The 23,471-nt window shown below is 56.1% G+C and carries 14 protein-coding genes and 1 riboswitch; of the genes, 13 read left to right on the top strand and 1 reads right to left on the bottom strand.

Annotated features, from left to right (window positions below):
- The 5 genes from CJP46_RS23480 (at position 1) to CJP46_RS23505 (ending at position 10,360) form a co-directional block, all read left to right on the top strand.
- Positions 1-2,487: a transcription initiation factor TFIID gene (locus tag CJP46_RS23480; protein WP_094598050.1), complete on the top strand. Its 2,487-nt coding sequence runs from the start codon at positions 1-3 to the stop codon at positions 2,485-2,487.
- A gap of 37 nt (positions 2,488-2,524) precedes the next feature.
- The gene (locus CJP46_RS23485) at positions 2,525-3,805 is read left to right on the top strand and encodes a vWA domain-containing protein (protein ID WP_094598051.1); all 1,281 of its coding nucleotides are present in this window, start codon (positions 2,525-2,527) and stop codon (positions 3,803-3,805) included.
- A gap of 19 nt (positions 3,806-3,824) precedes the next feature.
- Positions 3,825-4,487 carry a beta-mannanase gene (locus CJP46_RS23490; RefSeq protein ID WP_094598052.1) on the top strand — a complete coding sequence of 221 codons (663 nt, stop codon included), beginning with the start codon at positions 3,825-3,827 and terminating at the stop codon, positions 4,485-4,487.
- 1,377 nt (positions 4,488-5,864) lie between these two features.
- Positions 5,865-7,124 carry a hypothetical protein gene (locus tag CJP46_RS23500; protein ID WP_094598054.1) on the top strand — a complete coding sequence of 420 codons (1,260 nt, stop codon included), beginning with the start codon at positions 5,865-5,867 and terminating at the stop codon, positions 7,122-7,124.
- Entirely contained in the window at positions 7,124-10,360 is a 3,237-nt protein-coding gene (locus tag CJP46_RS23505) for a GAP1-N2 domain-containing protein (protein WP_094598055.1), read from the top strand. Before CJP46_RS23500 ends, CJP46_RS23505 begins: the two co-directional genes overlap by 1 nt.
- 92 nt (positions 10,361-10,452) lie before the next feature.
- Here CJP46_RS23505 and CJP46_RS23510 read toward each other — a convergent pair whose 3' ends face one another.
- The gene (locus CJP46_RS23510; RefSeq protein WP_094598056.1) at positions 10,453-10,860 is read right to left on the bottom strand and encodes a VOC family protein; all 408 of its coding nucleotides are present in this window, start codon (positions 10,858-10,860) and stop codon (positions 10,453-10,455) included.
- Positions 10,861-11,115: 255 nt separating this feature from the next.
- Positions 11,116-11,215: riboswitch (purine riboswitch) on the top strand.
- A gap of 152 nt (positions 11,216-11,367) precedes the next feature.
- Here CJP46_RS23510 and CJP46_RS23515 point away from each other — a divergent pair.
- From CJP46_RS23515 to CJP46_RS23550, 8 genes are all read left to right on the top strand, one after another.
- Complete coding sequence (locus CJP46_RS23515) at positions 11,368-12,804, top strand: NAD(P)/FAD-dependent oxidoreductase (RefSeq protein WP_094598057.1); 1,437 nt, start codon at positions 11,368-11,370, stop codon at positions 12,802-12,804.
- Positions 12,805-13,173: 369 nt separating this feature from the next.
- The gene (locus CJP46_RS23520) at positions 13,174-14,859 is read left to right on the top strand and encodes a response regulator (RefSeq protein ID WP_256992503.1); all 1,686 of its coding nucleotides are present in this window, start codon (positions 13,174-13,176) and stop codon (positions 14,857-14,859) included.
- Positions 14,856-16,652, top strand: coding sequence for a sensor histidine kinase (locus tag CJP46_RS23525; protein ID WP_094598059.1), 1,797 nt, complete (start codon positions 14,856-14,858; stop codon positions 16,650-16,652). Before CJP46_RS23520 ends, CJP46_RS23525 begins: the two co-directional genes overlap by 4 nt.
- A 95-nt stretch (positions 16,653-16,747) precedes the next feature.
- Positions 16,748-18,163 (top strand): ABC transporter substrate-binding protein, encoded by a 1,416-nt coding sequence (locus tag CJP46_RS23530; protein ID WP_094598060.1) that lies wholly within the window; start codon positions 16,748-16,750, stop codon positions 18,161-18,163.
- 34 nt (positions 18,164-18,197) lie between these two features.
- The gene (locus CJP46_RS23535; RefSeq protein ID WP_094598254.1) at positions 18,198-19,127 is read left to right on the top strand and encodes a carbohydrate ABC transporter permease; all 930 of its coding nucleotides are present in this window, start codon (positions 18,198-18,200) and stop codon (positions 19,125-19,127) included.
- Entirely contained in the window at positions 19,124-19,954 is an 831-nt protein-coding gene (locus tag CJP46_RS23540; RefSeq protein WP_094598061.1) for a carbohydrate ABC transporter permease, read from the top strand. Before CJP46_RS23535 ends, CJP46_RS23540 begins: the two co-directional genes overlap by 4 nt.
- Positions 19,955-19,991: 37 nt before the next feature.
- Positions 19,992-21,824 carry a glycoside hydrolase family 127 protein gene (locus tag CJP46_RS23545; protein ID WP_094598062.1) on the top strand — a complete coding sequence of 611 codons (1,833 nt, stop codon included), beginning with the start codon at positions 19,992-19,994 and terminating at the stop codon, positions 21,822-21,824.
- 753 nt (positions 21,825-22,577) lie between these two features.
- Entirely contained in the window at positions 22,578-23,201 is a 624-nt protein-coding gene (locus tag CJP46_RS23550; protein ID WP_094598063.1) for a flavin reductase family protein, read from the top strand.
- The last annotated feature ends 270 nt before the right edge of the window (positions 23,202-23,471 follow it).

A 23,471-nucleotide genomic window follows, 5' to 3' on the forward strand; every position in this document is an offset into this window, starting at 1 on the left:
ATGAACGGCATTTTAGAGCGGTTTGCATCCAGCTATGCCGCGGCCCAGGAGAGCCTGACGGGTAAGGGAGACGACCAGAGCAGCATCCATTACCCGGCGGTGCTTCTGTTTATCGGCGATAAGACAGCGGACGCCATCGGCCCGATCATGAAGATCCACCGGCAAAAGTGGGATAACAGCGCCGGAGTGACGTATTTTCATGTTGGCACGGCGTCCGGCAAGAACCAGGGTGCTATCGCTTCAGGCGAAACCCTCGGCACTTCGGTGTCCATGGCCGATAGGGGCCATCATGAGGACGGACGGTTCGAGGCCCCAGGGTACGGATTCGGCGAAATGCGTTCCGAAGACGGCGGCTCCTTGTTGAGCCGGTTTCTGTTGGACGATTCCGCTGTGCCGAATGACCCCAAAACGATACGCAAAGAGCTGTACCGGGCGTTCTACCGGAACGAAAGGCAGCTGTTTGAGCTGAATAAGGCGATCCGCCGGCTCAGCCATCATATTGCGGATTACGGCCGGATGTATTCCTCGTTCGACCGGATTCATCTCTCTGTCATTACGCGGGTCGACGACCCGCTTAATGTGTTCATACCGGAAATTTCGCTGCTGGCCCAATCGATATTCAGCCAGTCGTTCAAGTCGGTTCAGATGGACCTGTACGCGCTGATCAGCGAACGGGAGCAGCTGGAGTCGTTCGGATACGCCAGTTCCGCAGGAGTTTCCTTTCTGCGGGAGCTGGACATGATGCAGCGCCCGGAGTACGCGTTCTCCGCACCGCTGCATGTGACGGAGGACGGACTGTCCATTCCGGTAACGCACCCGGCTTCACCGCTGTTCGATCTGGTGTACGTGCTGTCGGACAAAAACGAGCGCGGCATCGCCGATCCGGGCGGCATGCAGGACAACTATGAGATCATCTGCCACCTCGGCCTGCTGAAGAACCGCAAGCAGAAGGAACATCAGGTCGACGGACAGGCGGGGAGTTATAACAACACCTCTTTTAAAAACAACATCATGACCGAGTCCGGCCGGCAGGGTTATATCTCCGCCGGTTTCTCCCGGGTCAAGCGGCCGAACCAGCCGATCGCGCTGACGGTGCTGTACCATTTCTACAGCCAGCTGCTGCTGCGGATGAAGGCCGGCAGAGAGCTCGGCATCAAGGAACGCCTGGCGTTCTTCGGGCTGGATTCAGCGGCGGTTTCGTCGCGCGCGGACCATTTGGTGCCGGACGGAAGCCGGATCGAGGAGATGAACGGCATGATGACCCGGCCGGTCGGCTTCGCTTCGCTGAAACGCATGTCCGTGCGCGAAGCGGAGGAGGCGCTGTTCGGAGACGGATGCCGGCGGTATTTCCAGGCCAACTACGAGCAGGAGACGAGCGAAGCGCTGGGCCGCCTGGACGGGGCGGAAGAGCTGGATTCCATCATCCGGCAGCGGATGTCGGAGCATCCGGAGATCAGCGTTTTCCACATTGCGGCATGGACCGGCGAGAAAGACGGAGCCGGCGGCGTGCTGGAGGCACTGCGGGGGCGGATACGCGATATGGGCAGCCAGCTGGAGGCTGATCGGGCCGAGCTCGACGGGTATTACGGGGAGCTGGTGGAGAACCTGTCTTTTCCGAAACGGCCGCTGATGGACAAGCATAATGTACGGAACTTTATCCGCTATTTTTTGGAGACCATCTACCAGCGCAAGCTGGAATTGCTTCTCCTGGAGACCGAGCTGAAGCTATACCGCCGTTACGAGGCGGAGCTGGAGCGTCTGCACGGCCACTACAAACGGCAGGCGCAGCGTCTGGAGCAGCTGGAGGGCGAGCTGCATGCCTCCGCGCAGCAAAGCATTCGGGCTGCCGATGATTATATCGGGCAGAACATTATGGAGTACTACGGACTCGTGACGGAAGACATTATGCGCGACCTGGAGGCGAAGAGGGGGCCGTATATCTTTTTCGAGGACCGTTATGTCGGGAACCTGTCGGCTCTGTCCGCTGCAGGGACTGACAGACTGCTGGAGAGGCTCATTGCTGTCGTGGAGCGCGATTTGCTGACGGCGGAGCCTTTTGATCAGACCTTTGAGGATGAACTTTTGCGCCGGGCCAACGTAACGATCGATTACAGCAACAAGCAGGTGCTGTCGAAGGAAGACCTGTTCAAGATGCTGTACCGGACCCTTGAGGAGCATGCGGTGATTAACGTGCGGCTGTTTGATTATACGCAGGAACACCGCTATGAGGAAAAATATTTCTTCGGCGACGCCCGCAGCGAATTCATCCGGTATGCCCTCGCGGCAGACGAGACTTCACGGATCTACAAGCTGGGGGTCGTGCACGAGAAGCGCAGCAGCGGCGTCGAGAAGCTGAACCTGATGGGCGGATTCCATCTGGAGGACTTGATGTACTACCGCAACGGCAAAGCCTATTATGAGACGTACGTCCAGAACGGCTACGAATTTCACGGCGTGGACCCCGGGCAGCTGCCGGAGCTGCGGTAAGGGCCCGGGCGCCACTTAAGAAAGGAAGCATGGTATCATGCAGCGTAAAATCAATTTGCTTCTGCTGCTCCTCAGCCTGATCGGCGGCGCGGCCGGCTACGTGATCGGAGAGGTCGTGCTGCACGTGTGGGGCAGCGATCTTCCGCGAATCGTGGCCATTGGAATATATTTGGGGATTCTGGCTCTCTGCATCGGCACAGGCTGCCTGATCGCGGAGATGATGTCACCGCGCCTGAACGGACCGTCCTGGAGGCAGCGGTATTTGGGGACTTCCTGGAAATTGCTCGTGCCGGCCACGTTGGTGCTGGTCTTCGTGCTGGGTCTGATTTTGGAGTTCGTCTACGAAATCAATCCCGGACATGCCAAGCCCGTCAAGGACATTGCCCTGGTCATCGACAACTCTGGAAGCATGGGGCAGACCGATCCGGACAATGACCGCTACACCGCGGCCAAAAGCCTGATCAACCGGATGGACAGCGACAACCGGGTGGCGGTGATGGTCTTTAATGACCAGACTACCCTGCTGCAGCCGTTCATGAAGGTCAAAAATAAGGACGCCAAGAGTAAGGTCATCTCCGAAATTGACGGGCTTGAAGCAACCGACGGGGGAACGAACATCAGCCTGGCGCTGGCGGATACGATGAAGCATATCGAGGAGACGAACGACGCCAGCCGGAACACGATGGTCATTCTGCTGTCGGACGGCATTAGCGATGTCGACCTGAACAGTGCCCTAGCAGCGTACAAGCAGCGCCATATCGCCGTCAACACGATCGGGCTCAGCCTGGTTCAGGCGGATGGAGCACAGCTGCTGCAGGACATTGCCCGGGAGACGGGCGGGCAGTATTACGACGTGACCAATGCGGGCGACCTGTCGCTGGTTTTCCAGCAAATCTATGAAGACGTGGGCGATCGGACGCTTCTGACCGAACGGACCGGCCCGACGCAGGACAGCGTCTATTACCGGGCGCTGCACATTGCCTTCATCGCCATTATCGGCGGGGCGATCGGCCTGTCCCTCGGCCTTGTTTTCGACAACCGGTATCTGGCCCGCAGCTTTGGCATTGGCGGCGTGGTGTCCGGTTTGATCGCCGGAGCTGTGCTTGAATTCGGCCTGTCGGGCCACACCGTTGGGGACGAAATGGTTCGCCTGCTGTCATGCCTGATTCTGGCCGGCGTGCTGGCTCTGTTCACCGGCGTCATTCCGGTGAAGGAGAACGGCAAACTGGCGACCGGTCTTCAGCGTCCGGGACAGGCCGGGCGGACGCAGTCCGGCTTCGACCGGCGCCAGAAAGACAACACGAGCAGAGGATTCTAAGCAAGGAGGCGTATGACTTATGCGGTTTATCGATGCCCAGCCGGGCGACCCGGTCATCCGCGGCTTGTCCCACCAGCTGGACGAGGACCGCTGTACCCTCCGCTGGCAGTGGCCGGAGGGGATTCAAGCCGTGTATATCGGCAGAGCCTTTGACATTCTTGCGGAGGATGCGGGGGAGGGCGGGGTTTCGGTTCCGTCCGACCCGCCTTCCGGTAAGCTTAGGCTGTATACCCGAAACGAATACAAAGCGAACAACGGTTACCACGACCGGATCGAGGGCGTCGGGCGCGTCGTCTACACCGTCTACGCATCGGTAACGGAGCAAGGTGAGGCCGTACTGTTCCGCCAGCCTGACGGGGCCAATCGCGCCGTCTTCAGCACAGGCAAAGCCCGCGTGACCGTCTCCATCCGCGAGAAGGGCGGATGGCTGCAGAAGTTCAAAACCGTGGAAATCCGGGTGACGACCGAGGTTCCGATCCCTAAGGAAGCGCTCTGCTACGTCAAAAAGCAGGGAAGCTCCCCCGCCCACAAGGAAGACGGAACGGTGTATCCGTTCGTCATGGACTTCGCGGCGGGCAAAAACGTGCTGCCCGTCATCGAGGTGGGCAAAAACGACTACGTACGCCTGTTTTTTACGGACGGGGAGAAGTACGGGCAGCTGTACGAGTTACGCTCCATATAGGTCGCTCCATATATGCCCCTGCGGCTTCTCTTGAAATCGTGTTATTTGGATGAGATTAGAAGGGAATAACACGATTTCAAAGGAAGCACGTAAACTCTCCGGTCCATATATTCCGCTTGGCAGGGGGCAATTTGTGGGTAGACTCAGGATGCTCCATATCGACATGGCGGGAGGCGCTTGTGGGCGGACTCGGGGTGCTCTATGTTCGCTTGGCTGGGAGAATTGTGGGCAGATTCAAGGTGCTTCATATCCCGCTTGGCAAGGGGGCTTGTGGGCGGACTCAGGGCGCTCTATGCTCGCTTGGCAGGAGGAAGCTGTGAGCAGACTCAGAGGAGCGGGCGGAAGCTGATTAGCTCGAAGATGGCAGGTGTGAGCCGCCTCGGGGTTCTGGGGCAGGCCATGCCGGCTGCTTGTGGGTAGGGAATGTACGATAAAATACAGAGATTAAACATATGAACTATTAAACTAGTGAAATTAAGGGTTAGAGTGAACGGAACTAGATTCAAGGGCGGATTGCTTGCTTTAAGAGACGAATTACAGGACTAAACGTTCGCAAGCTTGCGGAATCGACCTGTAAAGTTGCAGAATGGAGTTTGAAGGTTCGCGGTAGAGTTAAACGTTAGATCTGCAGAACAAATAGATTAGCAGAACGAGAAGATGACCAGAACGAATAGATTAGCAGGACGTATACATTAAGAGAGCAGAGCTTTGAGAGAAGTGCTTGGAGTTTGAAGAGCGTAAAGCATTAAAGCTTAAAGATTATAGCTTGGAACTTAGAACTTGATGATCAGAGATTAGAATGATGATCAGAGATTAGAATTTGGAGCCTAGGGAAGATCATAGCGTTAAGGGCAGGCTGAGCTGAATGCCGAGCTAACAGAACTCCCTAAGGCTTATGCAGCGCGAGGGTCTGGAGAAGAAGGACTGCTTGAGATGACCCAGCGGAGAGGACGGAATCATTCTGGAGAAGCGGCAGCGGTCGCCTTTGCCTCGGAATTTCAACCTTTAACAGGGTTAATCAAATCAGGAAATTTGGAGGCAACAGCGATCGGAAGAATGATCCGGCATCGGAGCGGGCTTTAGCTTCCATGCCACGGCTCGAAGAAGTCCTTCTCGATGTTTTGCTTTCGCAAAACGAGAGATATCAGCGGCTCTAATGAGCCAGCTCACGAAAAGGCATCAGCGGCTCTCCGAGCCAGCTCACGAAAAGGCATCAGCGGCTCTCCGAGCCAGCTCACGAAAAGGCATCAGCGGCTCTAATGAGCCAGCTTACGAAAAGCATCAGCGGCTCTTCGAGCCAGCTTACGAAAAGCATCAGCGGCTCTTACGAGCCAGCTTTTTAACATAGAAGCACTGGGAAGGGGGAACGAAAGCACCATGGGCATTTTTGACAGGTTCAAGAGAAAGCCGGAGCCGGAGCCCCGGCCATTGTTTTACGATATCGTATGTCCTTACTGCTTCAGCAAATTTTCGCCGGAGGAGGTCGTGTTCCGCGCCGCCCATCATCGGGAGGACGATGAGGATTACGCGCTCCGTGAGGATGAGGAGCTGAACCGCTACCGGGAACGCTTCGGCTTGGATTCGGTGTACGACATGGAAGCGATCCTCTATCCGCGGGACATTCCCGAGGAGCATCAAATCTACTCCGATCATGTGCTGATCGGGTTGAACGACCGCTACGGGGTGGTCACGCGCAGACGGCTGTGCCCGAAGTGCCATAACGAACTTCCGGTAACGGCGGGCAAAGTGCCGAGCAATATCATTTCGATCATCGGCGCATCGCAGGTCGGCAAATCGGTGTATATGACCTCGCTGATCCATACGCTTCAGCATATGACGGCGGACCATTTCGATGCGGCCTGCATGCCGCTGAATGCGGAGATCAGCCGTAAGTTCCGTACGATGTACGAGGAGCCGCTGTTTGAACGCGGGGACCTGCTCGCCTCCACGCAGAAGGAGAAGATGCAGGAGCCGTTTATTTTCCAATTCGTGTTCAAGGACGAGACCAAACCGCCGCTTACGCTGGTGTTCTTCGATGTGGCCGGTGAGGGCATGGTCGACGAGGACTACCTCGGTCTGCACGGGCAGCACATCAAAAACTCCGCGGGTATCCTGTTCATGGTCGATCCGCTGCAGATCCGCTCGATCCGCGAGAAGATCCGCCTGAATATAGGTGACCAGCCTGGCGAATGGGTGTCGCAGTACGACGAGCCGCGGGACGTGGTGCTGACCCTGTTCGGCGACTTTATCGCCTACGAGGACAAGGGCAAGACCGACATACCGACGGCCGTGGTGCTGACCAAGAGCGACATGCTCCACTCGTTGAAGGACGAGGACGGCGAGTACGTGAAGTCGAACAGCAACATTTTCAACAACATGGTGCACCGCAAATCTTTGAATCTGACCGAGTTCGAGAATATCGACGGGGAAATCCGCCGCTTCATCGAAAAGGTCGACCGGCCGTTTAAGGGGACGATGGACGTGTACTTTTCCAATACGGCTTATTTCGCGGTGTCTGCGCTGGGCAGCAATCCGGTGGGGCAGAAGCTGCAAAGCGTGGTCAGCCCGATCCGGGTCGATGAGCCCTTTATCTGGCTGCTGTACAAGCTGAAATACATCGAGGGGAGAGAAGACTAGTGCCTGATTTCACTCCCGAAAAAGTTCAGCAGCAAATGTATACCCGCGAACGGCGCGGGATTTTCCGCTCCACCGAAGGTTTTGATACGATCGCCAGATCGCTGGGGCTGGAGCATGGTTTTATTAAAAAGGTGCTGCATCCGTTCTGCCAGTACGACGCCCCGGCGGAGCTGACCGCGCGGAGCGAGAAGGAAGCGGCCGCTTATCCGGACGCCCTGCATCTGTTTCAGGCCGAGACCGGGGAAACGGTTCTGGGACGGAGCGTGTACCAGCCGGCGGATTTTACGGGCCTGCGCAGCGCCTTTTTTACCCATAACTACGTACTCCCTCCGGGCTGGATGGAACAGGCGGGCACAGATTACCGCAAGCTGCTGAACGCCCAGTTTGCCGATCAGTACGACATTGAGCAGGGGACGGATCTTCCCGAACTGGTGGACCTTCCGGAGGCGGAAGGCGCGCAGGAAATGGCGCCGGCCGAAGTGATGGCGCTCCTGGAGGAGCTGCACATCGACGAGAAGGTGTACAAGCAGCTGCTGTTCGCGGCCATGTCGTCCATATCGGGCAAAAAGAAGGTGTACATCGTCCTGGACGTTCCGGTGGAACAGTTATCCGTCAAAGCTCGCCAGCTGCTGAATGTGCTGTACGGCAGCCTGCCTTACGCGCTTCGCCGCGAGCTTGGATTTCTGACTTATGCCAAAGAGCCGCAGAGCAAAAAGGGCATCCACCTGACCTTTGTGGAAAAAGGGGGCCTGCGCCTCGGCGACCGCAGCGTCGAGAAGGATTATTTGTTTGAGCTGGCGGCGCGCCGCGTCATCAACGTGGACCTGGACTGGTCGAAGCAGCCTTATCTGGATTTTGCCTGGACGAATCTGCGGAATCCGGAGCGGGCGGCGGATTTTTATGCTTTTGCCGACCAAATGATGGAGGGCATGGAGCCGATCCGGCGCATTTCAGTTGCGGGATACCATGAGCTTTGCGTGCTGTACCAGATCGATCAGGGGCGGGAAGATCTGTATACGGTGCATCCCGGCCCGGTGCTCCGCTGCATTCTCGAATACCTGTCCACGCCCGGGGCGCTTCATGCCAAAGCGCGGCTGAATCAGCTGTTCTTGACGCGTTTTGACCGGGAGCTGGACCGGGTGAAGCTGGCCGAGGTGCCCGGCACGGACATCATCGAGAGCATCAAGGATTACTACGCCATCGACGGCAAAAATTTCGGCCTGCGGATCGTGGAGTACTTCATCCGTACGATCAACAATGCGCTGTCTCAGCAGCGTGAGGATATTGCGCAAGCAGCGTACGGCATGCTGGAGGGCACGCCGGCTTTAAGCCGTGCTTTCTTCGCCCGCGTGCTCAGCAGCCCGGGTCTGCCCGGCTTACTTTTCGAGCCTTATATCGAGAAGCAGCTGAAACAGGCCGCCACAGCCAGCGATCTGGTTAAACTCGCCGGTGCGTGGGTGCAGAATCATCCGATCGTGCTGGAAAACACCGTGTTCACCAAGCTTGCGGACACGCAGCTGATGGACAAGCTCGGCCGGGAGTCCGATCCGGTCCGCGCCGTAAACGCGGTGATGGACCAGCTGGATGATCTCGAGCGGGATCCGGGCCGCGGACTGGGCCAAATCGAAGGCGGATCGCGGTTTGTCGACCGGCTGGTGTATGCGGCCAATCTTTTTTTGCTGAAAGATCTGGATTTGGAACGTCTTTCGAGGGAGCAGCTGCTCGATATTGGATTTCTGCGGGAGCCGAAGGAATTGAGATCGTGGGTATCCCGCTTCGATGCGCGGGTCCGTTCCAAAGCGAATGTGATGCTGTCGCTCTATCAATGGTTCGGTACCGACCATCCGAAAAGGGAGGACGTGCTGGACGGATTGTCCTTTGCCGAGAGGGACCAAGTGCAGCATATCGGCCGCAACTGGCTGAAGCGGGAAGTGAAGCCGGAGGTGTTCGATTGGATTACCCTGGCCTTCTGCCAGGACGTGGAGACCGGAGCGGTGGACTACGGATCCCTGCTCGATTTCGTGTATAAATACGGAGACAGCCCGGAGACGGTGTACGAGTATATCCAGTGGTCGGCTAATCAGCCGCTGTTTGTGCGTCCGCGCGGCTTGGTACCGGCGTACGCCGCGGCGATCGTGTCGTTTATTAAAAGAAATGACCCGGGCGCGTTCCGGAACAAAGACAAGGTTAAACGATACTTTGACTCCGCTCCGCCGGCGCTTCAGCCCGCCTATGCCCGAGCACGGGGGGAGCTGGCGCCTTCGTGGATGAAGTTTTTCAGAAACAACCGCAAGCCGATCATGCTCAGCTCGGTACTGCTGATCGTTGTGATCGCGGCAGGCGTTACGATGCTGACGCTGCAGGCGAACGGCGCCTTCGACCGGAAGGCGGACCCTGTAGACGTGAAGAAACCGCCGGTCGCATCCCAGCCTCCGGCGACGGAGACGGCAACGGAAATTCCCCTGCTGACGGCGGAGCAGGTCAAGGATGGGGATCAAGGGGAGACGACGGAGCTCACCTTCCACTTCAAGCAGCCGGAGGCCTGCCGGAACTTCAAGGCAGGCGAGGTGACCGTCTTGGATAAGGATGGTAACATCCTGTTCGAGGCGATTGATCCGCAGACGGTTAGCCAGTGCGCGGCGGATCCGGACGCGGGAACGGATTCCGTGTCCGGAGATGCGTCTGCAGACAAGTCAACCGACGGACAGACCACCGATTCGGCGGGAACGTCGGGCACCGATGCGACGGACAGCGGTCAGAACGGCGAGTCCTCAGGGGTCTCCGGTACGGATGCGGCGAAGGACGGACAGGCGGATACCGGCGGGTCCTCCACCGGGACGACGAAAGCCGCGGATGGAACAGCGGGAACGGATTCGAACGGCGAGGGGACGGGTACCAACCAGGCGGCTGATAGTACGACCGGCAGTGCCGGCGGAAAAGACGATGCGGCCGCAGGCAGCGGAGACAGCAGCAACTCTACCTCCGGAGAAGAGACGGACGGTGCGGGAACTACGGGCACGGTGGGTTCCGGTACGGTGCTCACGGACGAATACATCAGCACCGTAACCTTGAAGCTGGGCAAAAAGCTGGACATTGCCAAGATTGAAAAAGTCAATGCGTCCGGCGGATCGTTCGTCTTGACCGCTGATCACGGGCAAGGAAATACGGATCAGGGATCCGTAGACACGTCTGATGAGAAGGCATCAGACGATCAGCTGTCGACCGAAGGAAAATAGGGCCGGGCGTCAGTGGCAGAACAGGTCTCATTCCCAACTCGAGTTAAAGAAATCCCCTCAGTCGCATGTATGATGCGACTAAGGGGTTTTTTTTAAGCTTTCATTTGCGGGGAATCCGGGTTAAGCTGCATAAATTCGATGCGATTGCCGTCCGGATCCTTCGCCCAGCACTGCCAGTTGGAGTCTTTGCCCTGCTTGGGCTCCACGTCCAAGGGGACCCCGCTCCGTTTCAAATGGGCGGCAATTTCTTCGATGCTGTCCACTTCCAGGCATAAATGAGAGAATCCGATGGGGCGCTTCACCGCAGCAGGTTTACTTTCAGCACCATGGAACAGTTCAATAAACTGGCCGTCGCGGACTTTAATATACTCGATCCAAGGGTTGCCATGATCATCCTCAATCGAAAAAGCCTTTTTGAATCCGAGAATGCCGCAGTAGAAATCAATCGATTTGTTCATATCGGCCACATCAAAGGCCAAATGCCCGATCCCTTTAATCATCCGGTATACCTCCCGTACATTGAAATAGAATCAAAAATCGGTATGGCTCGCTGCCTATAGGTAACGCTTACATCGTATCCGATCGAGGGAATATTGGCAATTCGGTTTTTTGTTGGTTTGTTATAATGTTCGGTTTTTTTAATATATAATCTATTATTCGGTTTGTTTATTCAGATGTTTGCTGGCATATACGAACGATACGTAAGTAATATGTTGACACATTCGTATTTATCCATTACACTAACTCCTGTAAATGATAAATATGGATACATTGTTCGTATAACCTCAATGATATGGTTTGAGGGTTTCTACAAGGGGCCGTAAATCCCTGGCTACGAATAGGCTGCTTTGCATACCTATTCTATGCCGGGGGTTTTTTGTTGTTTGCGGATATCCCGGCCTGGCAGGCAGCGGGCACCCCGCTTTGTCGCTTGTTGTGAAGACGCGCTCGGTCCGGGCTTTCCTGGTGATGGCCTACCGGATCTAACCCATTTCAGGAGGAACATGATGAGTAAATATGATGTCATTGTCGTTGGAGCCGGTCCGGCCGGCATTTTTGCCTGTTATGAATTCACTTTGAAGGCGCCTCACCTGAAGGTGCTTCTGGTGGATAAAGGGCATGATATTTACCGCCGCAGCTGTCCGATTCTGGAGGACAAAATCAAGTTGTGTCCGCCTGCCGGCGGCCGTAAGGAATTTGCAGGCTGCGTTCCCGCCTGCTCGATCACAGCGGGCTTCGGTGGAGCCGGAGCTTACAGCGACGGAAAATTTAACATTACGACCGAATTTGGCGGCTGGATGACGGACTATCTGCCTCCATCCAAAGTGCTCGAGTTGATTGGGTACGTGGACGAGCTGAACTTGCAGCATGGCGCCACGACGAATATTACCGATCCGACGACGGACGTCATCCGGGGCATCGAGCAGCGTGGTTACGCCGCGGGATTGAAGCTGCTGCGGGCACAGGTGCGGCATCTCGGCACCGAGCAGAACCTGGAAATTTTAAAATCGATCTACGAGTTTCTGAACACGCGCATCGACATGATGTTCAAAGCCGAGGTGGAAGACATACTCACCGTCAAAGAAGACGGCGGCCATACGGTGGAGGGCATCGTCTTGAAGAACGGGGACAGCTATGAGGCTAGCCGAGTCATCATCGCCCCAGGCCGGGACGGGTCAGCTTGGCTGACGAGCATCCTGAAGAAGCGGCGGCTCAAAATGTACAACAATCAGGTCGACGTCGGCGTTCGCGTTGAAACCTCTGACGTGGTGATGTCGGAAATCAACCAGCATCTGTACGAGGGGAAATTTGTGTTTAACACGTCTGTCGGAACCCGGGTTCGCACGTTCTGCAGTAACCCTTCCGGCCATGTCGTGGTCGAAAACCACAGCGGCGCTATGGCGGCCAACGGCCATTCTTTCAAGGATCCGGCGCTGGGCTCATCCAACACGAACTTTGCGCTGTTAGTCTCGCATAAATTTACGGAACCGTTCGATAAGCCGAACGAGTATGCCCGCGAAATTTGCAAACGGGCCAACGACCTGTCGAGCGGCGGGATTATCGTCCAGAAATACGGGGATATTTTGCGCGGACGGCGCTCGACCGAAGGGCGGATTCGGGAAGGATTTTTGGAGCCGACCCTGAAGGAGGCCGTGCCGGGGGACCTTGGTCTTGTTCTGCCTTACAATACGATGAAAAGCCTGATCGAAATGGTCGAGGCGCTGAACCATGTCACGCCGGGCATCGCTTCGGAGCATACGCTTTTCTATGGCGTCGAAGCCAAGTTTTACTCCGCTCGTCCAAAGCTGTCGGAGACGTTGGAGACGGAAATCCGCGGCCTGTACTGCGGTGGCGACGGGGCGGGGATTACGCGCGGTTTGGCCCAAGCCGGGGCGGCCGGCGTGTGGATCGCCCGCGGGATTGTGGAGTCGCTGGCCCGGTAAACATCCGAGGCGGCACCGGTGCTCAATTCGAATGCTGCATAACGGTGTGGAAATTGCTTCAGGTGAAACGAATAACGATGGTATTGCGGACGTTCTTCTTCCATCAGAATCGTCAGCGATAGATCTGGGGGCCTTTGAATGAACCGGACGACATTGAAAGCTTGATCCCGTTAGGGAAACCTTTCAGTGTCCGCTATGCAGTCCCTTCGACTTACTGAAATTTTCAAATATAGTCCATAAACCACCACACCCCGGACAGGATCGCCTCCTGCCCGGGTTGTTTTTTTATATATCTACCTGTTCTCCCATCTGATACGATGTTGTTGAATTTAATGGTATGAATTTCTGGGGGTGAACCGCTTGAGAATCATGATTGTAGACGATGAGCCGCGGCACCGCCGGGGCATGGCCGGAATGCTGCTGGCGAGCCGGCCTGGCTGCGAGGTATTTACGGCCGGGGACGGAGCCAAAGCGCTTGAAATGGCCGGCATCGACCGGCCTGACGTCATTTTTACGGACATCCGGATGCCGCAAATGGACGGGCTTACGTTCCTGCGCCGATTGAAGGAAGCCTTGCCCTACAAGCCGCGGGTCGTAATGCTGTCCGCGTATAACCTTTTCGAATATGCCCAGGAGGCATTGCGGCAAGGGGCCTTTGATTATTTGTTAAAACCGGTCGATGTCGACAAGCTGGAAGAAGTGCTGGTTCGCCTGGAAAGCATCCATCGGGAGGAGCGGGAAGCGAGGGTCCAAACCAAGGTGCTGGAGGAACAAATGACGGCAGCCTCATTGGCCCATCAAGGACGCTTAATGCAGCAGTGGCTGTCCGGCAGCCTGAGCGGGGAGGAGGAACGGAGCTGGCTTTCAACCGGAAACGCGGATGGCCAGGGTTTGGTCATCGTTTCGGAACTGGAGCCGGCCAGCGGAAAAGGAAGCGACTTTGCCACGAAATATCCGCAGCGTGAGATGCTATCCGAGCTCCGAACTTCATTACCTGACACTTACATTGAACCCCGCTCCACCTCCCTGCAGGCCGACAGGCTGCACCGCGCGCTGGAACGCGCCTGGTCTACCTTCGGTACGGCTTTTACGGTCGCATGGGATGTGGCGGATTGGACGCGGCCAAGGTGGGTCACGATCCTTCAAGCCGGCGCAAGTCTCGGTGAAAGACGGGAAGAAATCCGCAGGGTTGTTACAAGTCTTCAGACGGAGCCTGCCGGCGGGGGATCCCCTGGACGATGGGTGCATGCCATCGGGGATGAATGCGTTGATCTGACCGAGGGTGGGCCGCAGTCTTACAGAACGGCTTTGGCTGCGCTGTCGTATCTGTTTTACGACCAGCATGGCGCCGTGTTGTTCCATGACGAGCTTCTGCCCGTGCGTCCGGTTTTAACGTGCTCCGCGGCAGAGCTGCTTGATCTTCTCCATACCAGCGATGAGGATGCTGCCAAGGAGCTGTGCCGCAAGGCCGTGACCGCCATGTCGGCTGACGGCATGGCTGATCCGCAGACCGTCAAGGACCAAACTTGCCTGCTCCTGCTGAAGCTGGCGGACAGCAAACCGGGGTTGGGGCTGAACGAGGTGGTGGAAGAGGCCGTGCAGCATATCCGCTCCTGCCGCCGTTTTTCGGAAATGCTGACGATTTTGGAAGCGGCGCTCGGGCGAATCGGCAGCACGCTGAAGGAACAGAAAAAAAGCAAACGCGAGCTCGTGATCGACAGCTGCCTGGACCTGATGCGCGAGCGGTACATGGACGATTTATCCCTGGAATCGGTGGCGGAATCGTTCCGCTTCAACCCGTCTTATTTCAGTACATTGTTCAAGGAGGCAACGGGGCGCTCCTTCTCCGATGTTCTCATTGAGATCCGGATACGTAAAGCCGAAGAACTGCTGCGGGACGGCAGCAGATTAAAGGTCTATGAGATCGCCGAAAGATGCGGTTTCCGCGACACCAAATACTTTTCCCGGAGCTTCAAAAAGCATGTCGGCGCTACGCCGGAAGCGTACCGGCATTGGGCCAGACAGCAAAAATCAGGGGAGGGGAGCTCCAGATGAAATTCCGCTCCAGACTCCTGGCCAGCTATTTGGTTCTCATCGCGCTGCCTTTACTGCTGCTAAGCTTCATTTATTACCGGAACGGCTTGAGCTCAATGCGGGATCAGGCGCAAAACAGCGTGCTCGAGATCGTCAAGAAGAGCAATGAGGTCATGGACACGAAGCTGAGGAAGGTAGACCAAGGCAGTTTGGCTTTGTTCGTGGACCGGGACCTCTTTCGGATTTTCAATCGGCTGGATCCTTCCGTCCCGTCGGAGCTGCTGAATGCGGACAGGCAGGTGTCGGCCATTCTGAGCAAGTATTTTACGCAAAATGAGGATGTGTACACGTACCAGCTGTGGACCTCCTATTACAGTTTCGGCTCACAGCGGAATCTTCCGCAGGGCGATCCGACCCGCACGGCGCTGTATAAGGAGGCGGAGGCAGCACATGGCAAAATGGTCTGGTACCCTACCTACGATTTCGTCCAAATGTTCGATCAGCCCTGGCTGCAAAACAGCGATATCGATTACCGGTACATGTTTTCCGCCACCCGCCTAATGGAATTTTCCTATGTCGATAACTCCACGCTTGCAAGGATGAAGCCTGACGTAGAGAGGCCGGTGTTGACGATCGGCTTCAGGGCGGACTTTTTCAACTCCCAATTCGAGCAGAGTATTCCTGCAGGCTCAAGCTATTTGGTCATCGATCCGGATAACAAGGTCGTGGCCAGCTCGGATGCCTCCCAGGTGACCAAGGTGTTCAATGAACAATGGGTAGATGCCATTCGAAAGACGGGCAGCGGAACGCAGAGATTGGTGCTGCATGGCGAAAAGACGATCCTTTGCTTCGACCGCTCCCCCGTAACCGGCTGGCTCTCGGTGGTCATGATTCCGGAATCCACGCTCGTCCGCGGCTTTATTCCGACCATCCGCACGTCGACGATCGTGCTGGCCATGCTTCTGGCGTTGATTGCGTACTTGTTCGCTTACTTTATCGTCCGCAAAATCACGGGGCCGATCCGGCAGCTTTTCACCGCCATGCGCTCGGTCGGAGAAGGGGACTTTCAGACGCGGGTGGAGGTCCGGACCCATGACGAGTTCGGGGTGCTGCTCCAGCGGTTCAATCGGATGAATTCGCGCATCGAAACGCTGGTAAAGGAAAACTACGAAATCCGGATCAAGGAGAAGGAGGCGGAAATCATGGCGCTCAACATGCAGATGAATCCGCATTTTCTCTACAATACGCTCAACATTATGAACTGGATGGCCATCGAATCGGGACAGAAGGAGCTGAACCGGATGCTCGTCCGCCTGTCCAATATGCTGCACTACACCTCGCGCAAGGACTGGGGGGCCGTAACGATCGCCGAGGAGCTCGAATGGATGAAGGACTATTTTTTTATTATGGAGGCCCGCTTCGAATCGAAGTTTTCGGTTCATTTTGGCATCGTCCCCGAGCTGCTGGATACGCCGGTGCCGAGGCTGCTGTTTCAGCCGTTCGTCGAGAATGCCATTCTTCACGGTTTCGAGCAAATGGAAGAGGGAGGGCGCATCGAAGTTACCGGAAGGATCAAGGACGGGGTACGCATGCTGGTGGTGTCGGATAACGGGCGCGGCATGAGCCGGGAAACGGTTCACCGGATTTTGTATGCAGAGTCCGCCTCGATCGGCATCAAAAACACCATTTCCCGCATTCGTCTCGCGTATGGGGACGAGTACGGCGTCGATATCGAATCCGCCTTAGGTCAGGGAACACGCGTTATCATCACACTTCCCCATCGCCCTAATCAAAGTCCACTATTCCAAAAATAATCCGGTTTTGAAAGCGCTGCCTTAAATCTATAATCAAAGGCAACATAGGCTGCAGCTATGAAATCATTCGTAACGCAGGAGAGGGGTTAAAGTTAATGTTGAGAGCACATCGAAAACCGCTGACGGCCATGATTGCGTTTCTGCTCACGGCCGGATTGCTGCTGAGTGCCTGCACCCGGTCGGAGGAAAGCGGCGGGCCAGGAGCTGGAAGCGCTAATAAGGAAGCAACACAGGCTGACTCCGGGGAACCCATCAAGCTCCGTCTCACCTTATGGGGAGCGCCTAATGAAATTGCAGTCAACAAAAAGGTAATCGCCCGGTTCGAAGCAGAACACCCCAACGTTAAGGTGGAATTGCAGCAGATCCCTACCGATTACGACACAAAGCTGACGACCATGGTTGCAGGCAACGATGAGCCGGATGTGGCTATGATGGAATCGGCGACGATCGCCTTTCCGCTTGCGGAGCAGGGGAAATTCGTGAATCTTCAGGAATATCTGGACAACGATCCCGAAATAAAGGCCGATACTCTGGTGCCGAATATCACCTATTCCTCGGAGCCCGGCAACATCATCGGTATTGCCCCCGGCCCGGAATCGTTTACGCTTTTTTATAACGAAGATGTCTTCAAGGAAGCTGGGTTGACGCCGCCGCCTTCAAAGGTATCGGAAGCGTGGACCTGGGAACAGTTCGTGGACACCGCTAAGAAGCTGACCCTGGATAACAAAGGCCGGAACGCGGATGATCCGAATTTTGATCCGAAAAACATTAAACAATACGGGGTGAACCCCGGCAACTGGTGGGGATCGTACAGCAGCTTTATTTACTCGAACGGCGGCGACTTTGTCTCCCCGGACGGCAAGACGTTTGCTTTGAACCAGCCGGAAGCTGTCGAGGCGCTGCAAAATATCGCCGACCTGATCAATAAGTACCACGTTGCTCCGTCACCGCTGCAGGCCAAGAACATTCCGGCAACGAATGTGGCTCTGCAGACGAGAAAAGTGGCGATGGTGATTGACGGACAATGGAACACCAGCACACTTGCGGAGTCGAAAGTTCACTTTAACGTCGGGGTGCTTCCTGTCATGAAAAAGCCGGCGACCACGGTAGTTTGCGCTATGTTCTCCATCTTTAAATCCACCAAGCATCCCCAAGAGTCCTGGGAGCTGCTCAAGGCGCTCATTGACCCGGACGCGTCGATCGATATGCTGACTTACGGCACCTGGATGCCTTCGCTGAAGGACTGGTATACGGATGATGCCCTGCTGGGCAAATGGGCGGTGAATCAGCCTTCCCGGCCATCAGGCTACAAAGATGCGGTGATTGACGTTGTGCTGAATCATAGCCATGCTACGCCTACCGGCTACGTTAAAAATTTCAACAAAATCATGGATATCGTCAATCCTGCCATGGATAACGTATGGCTGGGCAAGACAACGGCCAAGGAGGCCATGGACAGTATCGCCGCCAAAGCTCAGGCCCAGGTGCAGGGGCGCCGTGACGTGAAATAGGAGACAGGAGGTACGCATGCAGACGAACATTCCGATGAACGTTCCGGTTCCCGCACGCCGCAAGGCGGGCGTGCGGGAGCGCAAAGCTTTGTTCTACGGGCTGCTGTTCACGGCTCCGGCGGTGCTCGGATTTATCCTGTTTACCGCCGGTCCCATGATCGCGAGCTTTGTACTGAGTTTGACCGATTACAACGTATTCAAGGAGTCGGTGTCATTTATCGGCTTCGACAACTATACCCGGCTCTTCTCCGGCCAAGACGAGAGCTTCTACCGCTCGCTTGGCGTCACGTTTTATTTTGTCCTGCTGCGGGTGCCGGCCTGCATCATCATTTCCTTCATCATCGCACTGCTGCTGAACATGAACATTAAGGCCCGCGCCTTGTTCCGGACGATCATTTATCTGCCGAGCATTGTGCCGGCGGTGGCATCGGCGATGATTTGGATGTGGCTGCTCAACCCGGATCTGGGTCTGATCAACATGATGCTGAAATGGCTTCATCTGCCGACGAGCGACTGGATTTTTTCCGAAAAGAGCGTCATTCCCTCCATCGTGCTGACGACGCTGTGGGGCATCGGAGGGACGGTCATCATTTTCCTGGCAGGCTTGTCCGGCATTCCCAAGCAGTACTACGAGGCGGTCGATGTGGACGGAGGCGGATGGTACCACAAGCTGCGTCATATTACGATTCCGATGGTAACGCCGACGATCTTTTTCAACGCGGTGATGACCATTATCAGTTCCTTCCAGGTGTTTAACGAGGCGTATATTTTGACTCAGGGGGGACCGAACGACAAGAGTTTGTTCTTCGTGTTCTATCTGTGGCGGACCGCGTTCCGGGATACGGAAATGGGCTATGCCTCGGCGCTGGCCTGGGTGCTGTTCGTGATCATTCTGGCGTTTACGTTCCTCGTATTCCGATCGTCGAAATCCTGGGTTCATTATGAAGGAGGCGGGCCGTCATGAGGGAATCCAGACTGAAACTGGGCGCGGGCTATGTGGCGCTTGGACTGATCTCGCTGCTTTTTATCATCCCGTTTATTTGGCTGATCCGGAGTTCGCTGATGGATTTATCGCAGATCTTCGTGATGCCGCCGGAATGGATTCCGCATCCCTTTCACTGGGACAATTACAAAAGGGCGCTTACGTCTCTTCCGTTCGGCACTTACTTTACCAATACGCTGATCATCGTGGCGAGCGTGCTGATCGGAACGGTGCTGACGAGCACGATCTCGGCGTTCGGGTTTTCACGGATCCGCTGGAAGGGGCGGGACGCCGTGTTCGCCGTCCTTCTGTCGAGCATGATGCTGCCGGGAGCGGTGACGCTCATCCCGAGCTTTCTCGGCTGGAAGGAGCTGGGGTTTTACGATACGTATTATCCGCTTATCGTGCCGTCCTTTTTCGGAGGCGGGATCTTCAATATCTTTTTGCTGCGGCAGTTTTATTTGTCGATTCCGAAAGACTTTGATGAAGCAGCCGTCGTCGATGGGGCGGGTTACTTTCAAATTTATTGGCGCATCATTCTGCCGCTCAGCCGCTCCGCGGTGATCGTTGTCGCTTTGTTCACCTTCCTGGGCACCTGGAACGACTTTATGGGACCGCTCATTTACTTGAAGAGCGACAGCCGCTTCACGCTGGCGCTAGGCCTGCAGATGTTCCAGGGCAGCTACTCGGCCCAGTGGGATCTGCTCATGGCGGCCTCTGCGGTGGTTATTCTCCCGTGCGTTATTATTTTTTTGCTGGGACAGCGTTATTTTCTAGAAGGAATTACCCTGACGGGGTTGAAAGGTTAAGCATCACGGCATATTGCATGAAGGGAGAGGGTGCAGGATGACAACGGCTCATTCGCAGCAGGGCTGGCAGGGCGTGCCTTTTACTCAGGTAAAGATTCAGGATGAACTGTGGAAGCAAAAGCTGGAGGTGTGCAAGCGGGTAACGCTCCGGACCTGTCTGGACAAATGCGAATCGACCGGGCGGATCAGCAATTTCGCCAAAGCGGCGGGCCTCATGGAAGGGCAATTCGAAGGGATTTATTTTAACGATTCCGATGTGTACAAAGTGCTTGAAGGCGCGGCATATTTGCTGATGGCGGACCGGGACCCCGAGCTTGAGGCGGAGATCGACCGGATCATCGGCTTGATTGCAGCAGCGCAGGAGCCGGACGGATACCTGACGACGTATTACACGCTTGAAGCTCCGGATCAGAAATGGACGGATATGGAAAAGCACGAAATGTATAACGGCGGCCACCTGATCGAAGCAGCGGTCGCGTATCACGCGGCTACCGGCAAGCGCACGCTGCTGGACGTGGCCTGCAAGCTGGCGGACCATTACGACAACCTGTTCGGGCCGGGCAAGCGGCACTGGGTGGAAGGCCATGAGGAGATCGAGCTGGCGCTGATTAAGCTGTATCACGCGACCGGTGAGGAGCGTTATTGGAAGCTCGCGTTGTGGCTGCTTGAGGAGCGGGGGCACGGGTATGGCCATGGCGCGATATGGGACCGCGAGGAGTGGGGACCGGCGTACTGCCAAGACGATGTGCCTGTCCGCGACATCGAGAAGGTGACCGGGCACGCCGTCCGTGCGATGTACCTGTACACCGCCATGGCGGATGTGGTGCTGGCGTCCGGGGACCGGACCTACGAGGACGCCCTGCGTAAAGTGTGGGCGCACACGGTGGAGCGGAACATGTACGTTACCGGAGGCATCGGGCCATCTCGGCATAATGAAGGGTTCACGCACGACTATGACCTCCCGAACGAGAGCGCTTACTGTGAAACCTGCGCCTCGATCGCGATGGTGTTCTGGAATCATCGGATGAGCCTGCTGTTTGGCGAGGCGAAGTACGCCGACGTCGTGGAACGCGCCATGTACAACGGGGCTTTGGCGGGAATCTCGCTGTCCGGCGACCATTTTTTCTACGTCAACCCGCTGGCGTCCCAGGGCGATCATCACCGGACCGAATGGTTCGATACGTCCTGCTGTCCGACGAATTTGGTACGGTTTCTGCCTTCGATCGGCGGATACAATTACGCCGTGAATGAGGAAGGCCCCGTCATGCTGCAGTTCGTCGCCGGCACGGCCGATCTGACGCTGAAGGACGGCAGCCGGGTTTTAATGAAAACCGTAACCCGCTATCCATGGGACGGGCACGTGCATATCGAGGTGGAGCCGGTCCAGGAAGCTGAATTCGCGGTGCGGCTGCGCCTGCCGGGATGGTGCCGCGGGGCGAAGCTGTCCATTAACGGGGAGGCGGTAGCCTCTGCGGATTGGACCGTGGACCGGGGATTTATCGTGCTCAGCCGCCGCTGGCAGCCGGGCGATACGATTGACTACGAGATGGAAATGCCGGTTCAGCAGGTGCACGCGCGGCCGGAGGTCGAGGCCGACCGGGGCCGTGTCGCGGTTCAGCGCGGGCCGCTGGTGTACTGCCTGGAGCAGGCGGATAACCCGGCACTCGCTTATGATGGGTTTGCGGTCCGGCCGGGGATTTCTTTTGGCCTGGAGCCGCGGGACGAGCTGGGCGGCATCGTTGCGCTCACCGGGTTCGACGGGCAGCGGCAGTACCGCTTCGTTCCGTATCATTTATGGGACAACCGGGAGCCGGGATTTATGCAGGTCTGGCTGAAGGAAGAAGAGGACGGGCGGCTGTACTCGGTGTAGGGTTCAGTAATATTAAAGATGAGAAGCGCCGTGGAAAGGATTCCGGTGCTTTTTGTTTTGCGGTTCGGTTTGATGGGGATGTGCTAGAGATAGAGACAAGATTAGGCGGAAATAGATGCAAAAGTGCATCTTACGTGAACATTATTCGGCGTTATGGAGAAAACAGCTGCAAAAGTACGGTGTGCAAAAGTGCATCTAATTTAGGTGGATACGGCGGATTTTGGCCCAAAGACTAAAAATAAGTGCATTATCGCAGCTAATTTGCTCGAAACCCCTGATTCCGACAAAAATGGATGCATTTTTGCAGCTAATTCACTTTTAAACGGCCCCTAAGACCACAAACTACGAAAATGGCGTCGCTCCCCGGCCAACTCAGTGCTGCGAATATTTCGCCGCTCTTTGAGCCGCTCAGCACTATGAATAAGGCCCGCTTTCGGGGTTACTCACCACTCCGAATAATAAGTTTCCGCTCTCCAGGTCACTCACCGCTGCGAAGACCTCGCACGTTGCGGAGGATCATTCGGATGTGAGAAAGCCGCCCACGCTTGGCTTTTTCTCATGTGTTCCCGGATAGGCCCGCGTGCCTCCGCCTGTTGCTACGGGTTTCGTTATCTTGCGCTTATACTTGGGAAGCCTTCCAAGCTATCGCCGACGGCAGTATACTTAAGCCGAGATAATTCCTAAGGTGGCTGCAGCCCTACAGGATATCCCTTCGTCATAGACTTTTACAAATGAATAGGGGGAAGTGAGAGGATGCTTAAAACGATAGAACCCAATATTCTCTACTTTGGCACACCTGTAGTTCTGGTCAGCACCTTGAATGAGGACGGTTCGGCCAATTTGGCCCCGATGTCGTCCGCCTGGTGGTTGAATCAGTCCTGCATGCTCGGCATGAGCGGCAAATCGAAAACCGTCCAAAATATCAAGCGTGAGCGCGAATGCGTGTTGAACCTGCCTTCGGCGGATCTGGTCAGCCAAGTGGACCGCCTGGCTCTGACGACAGGGGCGAGTCCCGTCCCTGCCTACAAAGCGGAGATGGGTTACCAATATGAGCCGGATAAGTTCGGCCTATCCGGGTTTACGCAAGTCCCGTCGGAGCTGGTGAAAGCGCCGCGGGCGGGGGAATGCCCGGTTCAACTGGAGGCGGAGCTGGTTCAGATCCATTCTTTCGAGGAGCCGAGCTCCATCGCGGCGATGGAAATGAGGATCAAGCGGATCCACATCGACGAGGAGCTGCTGATGGGCGAGAAAAACCATATCAACCCTGAGCAGTGGAACCCGCTGATCATGAGCTTTTGCGAGTTTTTCGGCCTCGGCCGCAAGCTGCACCCGTCGAGACTGGCGGAGCCGTTTATGGCGAAGAACTATGAGAAGTGATTTATGAAACAAACAACGTTAAGCGGGTTTGATGAAGTTGAGAGAGCACCGGATGGATTCCGGTGCTTTTTGTGTTGGTTTCAGGCTATACTCCCCAGGAATGTAATAAGTCAGCCCGAAAGAGTGCCGCTCCAGATCAGCTTTCCTTAACGAATTCACTCCCTCGTATTATTCCCTCAACCATACCCTCAACCATACCCTCAACCATGCCCCAACCGCCGTCCCATTGCCTCAATATCCGCCAAATCCTTGATCCGTATCCACCCCCAA

Source organism: Paenibacillus sp. XY044, assembly GCF_002257645.1.
In the GTDB taxonomy this organism is placed as follows: Bacteria; Bacillota; Bacilli; order Paenibacillales; family Paenibacillaceae; genus Paenibacillus_AQ.